General features: G+C 36.7%; 9 protein-coding genes. 2 read left to right on the forward strand and 7 right to left on the reverse strand.

The features are described 5' to 3' along the window. Window positions 1–28 precede the first annotated feature (28 nt). From ACSVH5_RS12685 to gdhA, 6 genes are all read right to left on the reverse strand, one after another. On the reverse strand, window positions 29–637 hold the full coding sequence (locus tag ACSVH5_RS12685; RefSeq protein WP_438061782.1) for a lipoprotein signal peptidase: 609 nt from the start codon (window positions 635–637) through the stop codon (window positions 29–31). A 132-nt stretch (window positions 638–769) separates the two neighbouring features. Then, window positions 770–1,150 carry a TraR/DksA family transcriptional regulator gene (locus tag ACSVH5_RS12690; protein WP_438061783.1) on the reverse strand — a complete coding sequence of 127 codons (381 nt, stop codon included), beginning with the start codon at window positions 1,148–1,150 and terminating at the stop codon, window positions 770–772. Window positions 1,151–1,198: 48 nt separating this feature from the next. Then, entirely contained in the window at window positions 1,199–4,600 is a 3,402-nt protein-coding gene (ileS, locus tag ACSVH5_RS12695) for an isoleucine--tRNA ligase (protein WP_438061784.1), read from the reverse strand. Window positions 4,601–4,679: 79 nt separating this feature from the next. Next, window positions 4,680–5,393 carry a DNA repair protein RecO gene (gene recO, locus ACSVH5_RS12700; protein WP_438061785.1) on the reverse strand — a complete coding sequence of 238 codons (714 nt, stop codon included), beginning with the start codon at window positions 5,391–5,393 and terminating at the stop codon, window positions 4,680–4,682. Window positions 5,394–5,428: 35 nt separating this feature from the next. Beyond that, window positions 5,429–7,729 (reverse strand): two-component regulator propeller domain-containing protein, encoded by a 2,301-nt coding sequence (locus ACSVH5_RS12705; RefSeq protein ID WP_438061786.1) that lies wholly within the window; start codon window positions 7,727–7,729, stop codon window positions 5,429–5,431. Window positions 7,730–7,851: 122 nt separating this feature from the next. After that, on the reverse strand, window positions 7,852–9,195 hold the full coding sequence (gdhA, locus tag ACSVH5_RS12710; protein ID WP_438061787.1) for an NADP-specific glutamate dehydrogenase: 1,344 nt from the start codon (window positions 9,193–9,195) through the stop codon (window positions 7,852–7,854). 320 nt (window positions 9,196–9,515) lie between these two features. Between gdhA and ACSVH5_RS12715 the strand changes: the two genes are divergently transcribed. Next, entirely contained in the window at window positions 9,516–10,304 is a 789-nt protein-coding gene (locus tag ACSVH5_RS12715; RefSeq protein ID WP_438061788.1) for a THC0290_0291 family protein, read from the forward strand. Window positions 10,305–10,359: 55 nt separating this feature from the next. Here ACSVH5_RS12715 and ACSVH5_RS12720 read toward each other — a convergent pair whose 3' ends face one another. Further along, entirely contained in the window at window positions 10,360–11,505 is a 1,146-nt protein-coding gene (locus ACSVH5_RS12720; protein WP_438061789.1) for a cystathionine gamma-synthase, read from the reverse strand. Window positions 11,506–11,616: 111 nt separating this feature from the next. On the opposite strand from ACSVH5_RS12720, the gene ACSVH5_RS12725 reads away from it, so the two are divergent. Continuing rightward, entirely contained in the window at window positions 11,617–12,360 is a 744-nt protein-coding gene (locus ACSVH5_RS12725; RefSeq protein ID WP_438061790.1) for a DUF3298 domain-containing protein, read from the forward strand. Window positions 12,361–12,390 lie beyond the last annotated feature (30 nt).

Genomic DNA, 12,390 nt, shown 5'->3' on the forward strand with positions numbered 1-12,390 from the left:
GTGGACAACAGGATAAAGCTCCTAAAAATTAGGCGTCTCCTTTATGAAAAGCTTTTTTATTGAAAACAATTAAGATGCCTACACCCGTTGAAATGGCCACATCGGCTACGTTGAAAATAGCATTGAAAAACGTAAAAGGTCTCCCTCCAAGGAACGGTACCCATTCTGGCATGGGATAGTCTTTGATAATCGGAAAATAAAACATATCGACCACTTGCCCGTGAAACCAAGTCCCGTAGGGTTCTTCAGAAAACAGAACTGCCAATTGCTGATAACTGTCGTTAAAAATAACGCCGTAAAAAACAGAATCAATAATATTTCCTAAGGCTCCGGCAAAAATCAAGGCAATAGCCACGATAAGATAATTAGAGCTTTTGTGGTTGCGCACGGCATCCCATAACCAATAACTAATTCCAGCCACAGCAAAAATGCGGAAAACCGTCAAAAACAACTTGCCATATTCGCCAGGAATTTTGGTTCCCCATGCCATTCCTTCATTTTCTATAAAATGAATTTTGAACCAATTAAAAACGGTCACTTCTTCGCCTAATATGAAATTGGTTTTGATATAGATTTTAGAAACTTGGTCTACTAATAACAGTAGAAATATAAGTAAATAGGCTTGACGTAATGACATTTTATACATTTTAGTGGGGCAAAAATAGGTAAATTCGAAATATAAATTTCAAAAAAAGAATTCCAAAAAAGAAATTCCAAATTCCAATGATAATTTTTGGAATTTGGAATTTATGCTTTGGAATTTATGTTTTTATCGTTGCAAATTCTTAGCTTCGATACTCATGGTTGCATGAGGAACGATTCTAAGCCTTTCTTTTCCAATTAACTTTCCGGTGACTCTACATACACCATACGTTTTGTTTTCTACACGGAAAAGTGCGTTTTTTAAATCTCTCAAGAATTTTTCTTGACGAATGGCCAATTGTGAATTGGCTTCTTTAGACATCGTTTCGCTACCTTCTTCAAAAGCTTTGAAAGTAGGTGAAGTGTCATCAGTGCCATTATTTAAATCATTCATATAGGCACTTTTTATCAAGTCAAGATCGGCTTGTGCTTTTTCTATCTTTTCTTTGATTATCTGTTTGAACTCTGCTAAATCAGCATCTGAGTAACGTGTCATTTCCTCGATCATAGCCTAAATAATTTAATGGGTTGGTTAATTTTTTTTTTTTGGGTTGGTTTATTTTGTTATCGCTATTTTTGTTTGGATGTCGTCAAATTCAATTGCTGTACCATTTTCTAAAGAATCTACAAATAGCAATTCTTCAGTCAATGTTTCCGACTTGATGTAACTTTCATTACTTTTTACTGCTTCTTGAAGCACAGCATGATTTTGAACGTAAACTTTCACTTTATCAGTCACTTCGAATCCAGAATCTTTACGTATATTCTGAATACGATTTACTAACTCCCTAGCAATTCCTTCTTTTCTTAACTCATCTGAAATGGTAATATCAAGTGCAACTGTAATTCCGTTAGCATTGGCCACTAACCATCCTTCGATGTCTTGTGAAGAAATTTCTACATCCTCTAAAGATAAAATTACATCTTTTCCAGCAATTTCCATATTTAGACTTCCCTCTTTGTCCAACAGATTGATCTGTTCTTGAGTAAAAGCCTGTATTTCCTTGGCTATCAAGCCCATTTCCTTGCCAAAACGTGGACCTAAGGCCTTAAAATTAGGCTTAATTTGTTTCACTAAAATACCCGATGCATCGTCTAAAAGTTCGATTTCTTTGACGTTCACTTCCGCTTTTATAAGGTCAGCAACCGCTTCGATTTCAGCCTTCTGAACCTCGTCAAGTACCGGAATCATTACCTTTTGCAGAGGTTGACGCACTTTGATCATTTCCTTTTTACGTAGTGACAACACTAGTGAAGAAATGGTTTGAGCTTTTTGCATTTTACTCTCTAACGATTTATCAACAAACTTTTCAACCGAAATAGGGAATTGTGCTAAGTGCACCGATTCAAATTTTTCGGATTTGGTAGCTTGTATAAGGTCTCTATACAGCCTGTCCATAAAGAATGGCGCAATCGGTGCGCTTAATTTAGCCACACTAATTAAACAAGTATACAGCGTTTGATAAGCCGCAATTTTATCTTGTGCATAGTCACCTTTCCAGAAACGTCGTCTACACAAACGCACGTACCAGTTGCTCAAGTTTTCTTGCACAAAGTCAGAAATAGCGCGAGCGGCTCGGGTTGGTTCATATTCAGCATAAAACACATCCACTTCTTTGATCAACGTATTCAATTCTGAAATGATCCATTGATCAATTTCTGGACGTTCTTCTAGAGGCACCTCAGCTTCTGCGTAGCTAAAGCCATCGATATTGGCATATAAAGCAAAGAAAGAATAGGTATTGTACAACGTTCCAAAGAACTTACGACGCACCTCAGCAATTCCTTCAATGTCAAACTTCAAGTTGTCCCAAGGGTTAGCATTTGAAATCATGTACCAACGTGTAGCATCAGGACCATATTCTGATAGTGTTTCAAATGGATCGACTGCATTTCCTAAACGCTTGGACATTTTTTGTCCATTTTTATCCAAAACTAAACCGTTGGATACTACGTTTTTATAAGCGATACGATCAAAAACCAAAGCACCAATGGCGTGTAAGGTGTAAAACCATCCACGAGTTTGATCGACACCTTCTGCAATAAAATCAGCTGGGAAATCGGTATTTTGATCAATTTTTTCTTTATTTTCAAACGGATAATGCCATTGCGCATAAGGCATAGCACCAGAGTCAAACCAAACGTCAATCAAATCGGATTCGCGTTTCATAGGTTTACCTGAAGCTGAAACAAGTGTAATTTCATCCACTACATTTTTGTGTAAATCAATCAAATCGTAATTAGTTTCAGACATGTTTCCAATTTCAAAACCAGCAAACGGATTGTTGGTTTGAACGCCTGCTGCAATAGCTTTCTCTATCTCGTTGTATAATTCTTCAACCGAACCAATTACAATTTCTTCTTGTTTGTCTTCGGTTCTCCAAATTGGCAAAGGAATTCCCCAATATCTAGAACGCGATAGGTTCCAGTCATTAGCATTTTTCAACCAATTTCCAAAACGACCTTCACCAGTAGCTTTTGGCTTCCAGTTGATGCTGTCGTTCAGATCGAACATACGGTCTCTCACCTCGGTAATTTTGATAAACCAAGAGTCTAAAGGATAATACAAAATAGGCTTATCAGTTCTCCAACAATGTGGGTAACTGTGTACGTATTTCTCTACTTTAAAGGCTTTGTTTTCTTCTTTTAAACGAATGGCAATTTCTACATCTACCGAACGCTCTGGTGCTTCTCCTTCGTTGTAATATTCGTTTTTAACGTATTTACCCGAAAAATCACCTAGACCTTGAATAAATCTTCCTTGTAAATCTACCAAAGGAACTGGCGTACCATTTTCATCTAAAACTAACATTGGCGGCACTTCTGGCGTAGCTTCTTTGGCTACTTTCGCGTCATCCGCACCAAATGTAGGCGCTGTATGCACGATACCCGTACCGTCTTCGGTAGTCACAAAATCACCCGCAATTACTCTAAACGCATTTTCTGGATTTTGATAGGGTAATACAAAAGGCAATAATTGTTCATAACGAATATCCACTAAATCTTGACCTTTACATTCGGCTACGATTTGATACGGTATTTTTTTATCGCCAGCTTTGAAATTTTCGAAATCAGTGGCGTCTTCAGAAGCGAAAAATCCCTTTGCAAATTGTTTTCCAACTAAGTTTTTGGCCAAAATCACATGAACTGGCTCAAAAGTATATTGATTGAAGGTTTTTACTAAAACATAGTCGATTCTTGGTCCAACCGTCAAAGCCGTGTTGGAAGGCAAAGTCCAAGGTGTTGTCGTCCAAGCCAAAATGTGAATAGGACCAAAACCTTGTAGAAATGAAGGTAATGTTTCTGGTAGTGTTTTGAACTGAGCTACAATGGTCGTATCCGTTACATCACGGTAACTTCCTGGTTGATTTACTTCGTGAGAAGACAAACCCGTACCCGCTTTTGGGGAATACGGTTGAATGGTGTAGCCTTTGTACATCAAATCCTTGTCATAGATTTGTTTGAGCAACCACCAAACCGATTCCATATACTTGGGTTTATAGGTTACATACGGATCTTCCATATCTACCCAATAGCCCATTTTTTCGGTCAAATCGTTCCAAACATCGGTATAACGCATAACGGTTTTTTTACACGCCTCGTTATACTCTTCGATAGAAATGGTTTTACCAATATCTTCTTTCGTAATTCCTAATTCTTTTTCGGTACCTAATTCTACAGGCAAACCGTGCGTATCCCAACCGGCTTTACGTTTTACTTGGAATCCTTTTTGGGTTTTGTATCGGCAAAAAATATCTTTAATGGCACGCGCCATTACATGGTGAATTCCAGGTAATCCGTTGGCAGAAGGTGGCCCTTCAAAAAACACAAAAGGCGTGTTGCCTTCGCGTGTAGTTACACTCTTTTCAAAAATATTTTCGTTCTTCCAAAAATCAAGGACTTCAGCTGCTGCTTTGGGTAAGTCAAGTCCTTTGTATTCAGTAAATTTTGTACTCATGGTATCCGTTTCTTAATCGTGGCGCGAAAGTAAGAAATTGTTATGAATTATGAGTAAATAGGAGGGAGTTTTTGAAATATCAAGAAAAAATTTCTTTCAAAATTTCTAAAGATTTTGGCTTTTTAAAACCTTCTAAATGAAAACTATAGTAATCAATTAGAATTTTGAGTAAAATCTGACGTTCTGTAACATGAAACACTTTTTGCTCTGAATCTAATCTCAAGTCAATCAATTTTTTCAGCAAATTAGATTGATGCTCGGACAAGGAACTAATCGCTTGGAACAAGGAAAAAACCCCTTCATTCATTTCAAAAAAAGGCAAATCTTGGTCGGAAGTATCTGGATAGAAACCTAAGAACTTGGTGATTTCTAACATTAAAATCAAATGAAAATTACTCGTTTCGTTGTGCGTATCGAGCCATTGTAAAGCTGCTTCGAGATACTGAAACAAATCGTCGTTTTTTTCTTCTTCATGAATCGCATGGTGCAAAATTTCAGACAGGAACAACACCATAGTACTTTTCACAATATCCAAAGGAATGGTTTGAAACGGTATGGCCGTTTTGATTTCTTTAAAATGCTCCAACGTCCCTTTATTCTTATGTACTGCTTCAATCTCAAGAATTGATAACGGCTGAAAATAGGCCATTTTTTGATGGTTCTTTTTTCCCGAAAAAGCATCGCGTACAAAATAGGATTTTAGGCCATGTGACTCTGTAAAGCACTTGACAATCAAGCTTTTTTCTTGAAATTTTAAAGTAGAAATTACGATGGCTTTGGTTTTTACCAACATAAGAATTGGGATTTGAAATTTGGAGATTGAAATTTTTATCTAATAATCATCACTTTTTTCACCTTGGTTTCGATACCATCTTCGGCGGAGATGAAAATCATATACACACCTGAAGCCACTTTATACTTACCAAAAGCGGTGGTATCCCATTCAATTGTTCCTCCTTGCGAAATCGCTTCGTGCACTAAATTACCTTCTATGTCGGTTATTTTTACATTAGCACGATCCAAAAGACCTGCTATTTTAACCGTTCCACTAAACTCTGGGCGAACTGGATTGGGATAAACATAAACATTATTCAAAGAATCACTAGCCGCTGTGGCTACTCCCTTAAACGAAATCATCCCTTTGGTCGTAGCAATATAGACCTCGCCTGTAACTGAATTGATTCCAATATCATTTATAGTATTACTTGGTAATGGCGAATTATTGGTAGTGAAATGATACATCGTTTTTTGCCCATTGGATGACAATAAAAAAACACCAGAATCTGCCGTTCCTACCCATTTATTGTTGGCGCCATCCACTACAATTGTATTTATAAATTGCTCAAAGAGCAACTCCTGAGCCACCTCATCCTCTAGAATGATAATTGGTTTGGTAGTAAGTGTTGCGGTATTTTGAAAATTATTCACATTCGACAACACTCGAAGCCCTTTGGTGGTGCCAATCCAAAGTTGGTTATTAGTATCTATAGCCAAAGCTCTAACATCTGTTGTAGGCAGGTTTCCTTTATCAGCTCCAAAAGTAATTTTCTTAAAAGTGGGCGTACCCGATTCGTTAAAAGCGATTACTCCATCGGTATTAGAGGCAATCCATTTGGTGCTGTTTTTATCAATGACCATTCTTCCCATACTCACATCAATGCTTTTTTCGGCGATGGAATTCAAGGAATAGCTTTGCCATTGTCCATTACTTCTCAAGACTTTTAAGCCATTTTCGATTCGCGAATTGGTTACCCAAAGATTCCCTGATTTGTCAAACGCTGTTCCGTTGATACGAATGTCTATATACGTTGGCCCTAGAAAAGCAATCGATTCCAAACCCGAATTGGTTTGATTGTACAAAAAATTGGGCACTTCATTTTCTATGCGTAATAATCCCGAAAAGAAAGAACTGGCGTAGACTTTCGTCTCGTCATTTGGATCAATAGTTATTCTTGAAATAGATTTAGCTCCCAAAACCTCATTTGCAGGAATAGATAACCAACCCTGAGTGTTGAGTCGGCTTATGCCATATAAATTAGGACCACTGTTGTCATAAGAATAAGGATTATAGTCACCTGTATAACCTCCATACACTGCCCAAAGTGCATTTGGAGTAACTTGAAAAGAAAAAATGGCGTTTCTGAGGGGTCCTGGAGGTGTACTATCTACGATTGGTGCGCCTACAGACAAAGTCGTTTCTAATAAACCATTTTCTTTCGTACCCAAAAACAAAGTAGTATTGACAATAGTCGCACAAGTAAAAACAGGATTTTTATCCAAAATCTGATTGCTATTTATTTGTTTTATTAAAAGCATGCCCGACCCGAAGACCGAAATTTGACTGGGAGTAGTTACTAATAAATTGGTTGCATCAGCACGTAAATCGACTATAGGGGCACCAAAACTTTGCACAACAGAGAATGAATTGAGTCCATATTTATAAATCGCACCAGCAACAGTTGAAGCGTACAATTCTGTTCCAAAAGCAGTAATTCCAGACCAATTATCCGAAAAAAGTAATGTCCATTGCTGATAATCAATTAGGTTTGGATTTGTAATAGCTGCTCTTCGAATTCCATTTTCTGTGGCAGCATAAATATTTCCTTCAAAAATAGCGGTTTGCTTCACTGAAATCTCCTTTCCTAAGTCGCCAATAAAGTAGGTATCTCCAAAAAGTTGCGTATTCAAATTGAATTGCACGATACCAAAATCACAAGAAACATAAAGAATTCCTTGATATTCCATAAAGTGATTGATTTTTTTGATAGTAGCAGGCAATTGTTTGTTGATAATATCGACCACTTTCAGCAGGGAACCATCCGTTTCATTAATGACAATTAAAAGACCGTTTTCATAGCCTACAATCGTTTTGTTAAAAGTGGCACTATGATACAAAGCGGATATCGTCAAACCTGAAAGACCATCGATAGTCGTGGTAGTTTTTAAGGTATTTGAGAGCGTATTTTTTGAGAACAACGCATTCTCAGCGGCAACAAAAAGATTGGAATTGGATTGTGCTACATCTTTGATTTCGTTATAAGAAAAATATCCTTGCCAAGACATTTGGCTTTGTGAAAAACCAATGTTTATAGCTAATAAACAACAAAAAAACACAACTATTCTTCTCATAAGTTTTTCAAATGAATTACAAATATAGTACAAACGAAAGTTTTTGATTTTTGTTCTAGTGACTAAAAAAAATGCCTTCAACCGAAACCGGAAGAAGGCATTATATAAGTAACTTAAAGTAACTAAACTACTCCTTGTGCTAACATAGCATCGGCTACTTTCACAAATCCAGCAATATTAGCTCCTTTTACATAATCTACAAATCCAGTAGCGTCGGTTCCGTATTTTACGCAAGAAGCATGAATATTCAACATGATGTTGTATAATTTTTCATCTACTTCTTCAGTAGTCCAGCTCAAACGCAAAGAGTTTTGAGACATTTCCAAACCTGAAGTAGCTACACCTCCAGCATTAGAAGCTTTTCCAGGAGCAAATAAAATTTTAGCCTCTAAGAAAGCCGTTACAGCTTCTGGAGTTGAAGGCATGTTAGCACCTTCAGCCACAGCTATACAACCATTAGCTAATAATGCTTTTGCTTCATCGCCATTCAATTCATTTTGTGTTGCACAAGGCAAAGCGATATCACATTTTACTTCCCATGGACGTTTTCCAGCCACATATTTTGCATTTGGATACTTAGAAACATACTCGCTAATTCTACCACGTAATTCATTTTTCAATTCCATTACGAAAGCTAATTTTTCAGCGTCAATTCCGTCAGCATCATAAATATAACCCGCAGAATCAGATAAAGTAACTACTTTACCACCTAATTGAGTCGCTTTTTGAGCGGCATATTGCGCAACGTTTCCAGATCCAGAAATAACCACCGTTTTTCCTTCAAAAGAATCGCCTTTTGTTTTCAACATACTTTGTGCGAAGTATACTGTTCCATAACCTGTTGCTTCTGGACGGATCAATGAACCACCAAAAGAAATTCCTTTACCAGTTAAAACTCCGGTGAATTCGTTTCTTAATCTTTTGTATTGACCAAATAAATAACCTACTTCTCTTCCTCCAACACCGATATCACCAGCAGGTACATCAGTATCAGCACCAATATGTTTGGACAATTCGGTCATAAAACTTTGACAGAATTTCATAATTTCGTTATCTGATTTTCCTTTAGGATCAAAATCAGAACCTCCTTTACCACCACCCATTGGCAAAGTAGTTAAGCTATTTTTGAAGGTTTGCTCAAAAGCTAAGAATTTTAAAATACTCAAGTTTACAGAAGGATGAAAACGCAATCCACCTTTGTATGGTCCGATAGCTGAATTCATTTGTATACGGTATCCTCTGTTTACTTGTGTTTGACCTTGATCATCAATCCAAGTCACTCTAAACATAATTACACGCTCTGGCTCAACCATGCGCTCCAAAAGCATTTTGTTTTGGTATTTTTTATTTTCTTCTATAAAAGGAATTACCGTTTCGGCAACTTCTAATACTGCTTGCAAAAACTCTGTTTCGTTCGGATTTTTTTTAGTAACCGAATCGATGAAATTAGTAATACTTTGTGACATGATTCTAATGATTATAAAAACGTCAAAAAACGTTTAGTTAATGGGGGCAAATATACATCAATTAGAGCAATTTGACCTATTTTTTTGAATAAAAAAGAAAATTTATCATTTTTATAACCATTTGTAAATAAATTCAATATATCTCTAATTCAAAAACGAAAACGATATAGTTCTGCTAACAAATCGCTAATTTAGATAACAATATCTTACAGTTCTGATTGAAGTTTAATATGATTTTAAGTGAGCGATGGAATAGCGGTTGATTTCATTTGTTATAAAAGAACTTTTTATATATTTGTTTCGCCTTAAAGTACCCTAAAATGTCACCAAAAAAGTCTACAGTTTTACTGATCTTTTTATTGTTTTCCAATCTAATTGCAGCTCAAAGCTGGTTGTCTCATGAAATTGGGTTTATAGCTGGACCGATCGCTTTTCAATCGGATTTTGGTCAAAGAAATCACTTCAGATCAAATGCTGAAAACAGAGGTTTTGCTTTGGGTATCGTTCATTATGCCAACTTTTCTTCTGGAGAGGATTATACCCATTATTTTAATGATCATTTCAAAGTTCGTACGGAACTATCTTACAGTTCAGCCGATTTAGAACATTTTGGTAAATGGATAGAAGGCACACAAAGTTTAGGCAAACAACAACTTAAGGCCATGTCAAGCACTACAAAAGTAGCTAATGTTGGGCTACAAGCCGAATATCATTTTACATCCATTCATGATTTTGAAAACACTATTGGCAAATTTGGCCCTTATTTAAGCATTGGTGTCTTGTATAGTTATTATAATGCAAAAGTCAGTTCAACAATGGGAACTTTAGGAGATCCAGCAATTACTTTTCCAAAATACTTAACGCCAACCGAGGGAAGACCCTATGGGTTTTCATCTGAAAAAAAAGGCATTTTATCTTTGGAGATTAGCTTAGGCACCCGCTATCGATTAAACAAAAAAACAGACTTATTGGTTGATGTTCGTCACCAATACTTCACAAATGATTGGGTGGATGGTTTGAATCCCAACCCAGCTATTTATAAAGAAAACCGAGCGACAGACCGGCTTGCCTGGTTAAGTTTTGGTTATATTTATTACTTAGAATATTAATTTGCCATTTATATAACTCAAAAAAGCTCCGTTTTTCAACGGAGCTTTTTTATGTTTAAGACAAGGCTTGTTCTAAATCTTCAATTAGATCTGAGGCATCTTCAATACCAACGCTCAAACGCACTAAATCATCCGTAATTCCTACTTCTTTTCGTTTGTCTTCGGGAATAGAAGCATGGGTCATCAAAGCAGGATGATTAGCCAAAGATTCTACTCCTCCTAAAGATTCAGCTAAAGTAAACACCTTTAACTTTTCTAAAAAAGCAATCGCATCTTCTTTTTTACCAGAAGTAAACGTGAAAGAAACCATGCCACCAAAACCACTCATTTGCTTTTTGGCTATCTCATGAAACGGATGCTCTGGTAATCCAGGATAATATACTTTTTTAATTTTGGGATGTGCATTTAAATAAGCTACTACTTTTTCACCATTTTCACAATGTCTTTGCACGCGTAAATGCAATGTTTTTATCCCACGTAACACCAAAAAACTATCCATGGGGCCAAGTGTTGCTCCCGTTGCAAATTGCTGAAAATGCAATTGATCGCCCAAGGCTTCATCTTTTACAATCAAAGCGCCAGCAATCACGTCAGAGTGCCCACCTAAATACTTGGTTGCCGAGTGCATTACGATATCGGCGCCTAAATCTAAAGGTTTTTGCAAGTAGGGAGTTGCAAAAGTATTGTCTACGGCAAATAGGATATTGTTTGCTTTTGTAATTTGTGCAATAGCGGCAATGTCAGCTAGTTTCATTAATGGATTCGTAGGCGTTTCCACCCAAACCAACTTTGTCTTTTCGTTTATTAACGATTGGAATTTCTCCAAGTCATTCATGTCGACAAAATGAAACTTTATTCCAGAATCCTTATATATTCTGGTAAACATTCGGTAGGTCCCACCATACAAATCATCCATAGCAATAATTTCGTCTCCTGCTTTGAAGGATCGCAAAACACAATCTGTAGCTGCTAGTCCAGAGGAAAATGCCAATCCTCTGGTTCCGTTTTCAATACTAGCTAAAGCGTTTTCTAGCGCAGTGCGAGTTGGATTTGCCGCTCGGCTGTATTCATAATCAGGATGTAAAGGTTGTCCTGGACTGGTTTGTACAAATGTGGACGTTTGATAAACTGGCGGCATTACCGCTCCGGTACTAGCGTCATGGTGCTGCCCACCGTGAATTACTTTCGTATTGAATTTCATGGATTTAAAATTTTAAAATGACTGTCATTGACAAATGCAAATTTACCGTTAAATATTGATAAAGCAACGTTTGTCTAAGTTACCTTTGTACACAATTAACATATTTGAGTTATGAAACAATACATTTTATGTCTTTTATTACTCTTTATATTAAGTAGTTGTTCAAATGAATTAAGCTTTGAAAATAAAGAGTTTGCCCAAAAAAGCACCTTGCTTTGTAAAGAAAATTGCCCCGAAATAAAAGTGGTTATTCCTTATGCCAAAAACAAAAGTATCGTAGCGGATAGCCTCAACCAAAAAGTATTTTCTGTCATAAAAGATTTGGTTTATCTTGAAGACCAACCCGTGAAAAAGGCGACCTATGAAACACTAGTTTCCTCCTTTATCAATTCCTATGAGAGCGCCAAAGAAGAAGCCCCAGATGCTACTTTCGGATGGGAAGCCAATATTGAGGGAACCATAAAATACCAGTCCGAAAACATTATTAATATCGAAATTGATCACTATACCTTTACGGGTGGCGCTCATGGATATGAAGGCCTACAATCGTTGCTCTTTGATCCAAAAACGGGAAAAACAATTCCAAACGAGGCTTTATTTCAGAACCTGTCTGAACTAAAGAAAATGGTTGAAAAGAAATTTCGCATCAAATATCAAATTCCATTACAAGGCAACATCAATCAAACGGGCTATTTATTTGAAGACGATGAATTTCAATTGCCTAAAAATATATTTTTCACCAATGATGGCCTTTTGTTTCATTACAATCAATACGAAGCAGCAGCCTATGTAGAAGGTCCTAAAACCCTTTTTATTCCATACGCATCTTTGAAAAAACACCTTATATTAAAATAAAAAACGCTTCAAAATCTATGCGATTTCAAA

It is taken from the genome of Flavobacterium sp. RSSA_27 (genome assembly GCF_051547125.1).
Classification (GTDB): domain Bacteria; phylum Bacteroidota; class Bacteroidia; order Flavobacteriales; family Flavobacteriaceae; genus Flavobacterium.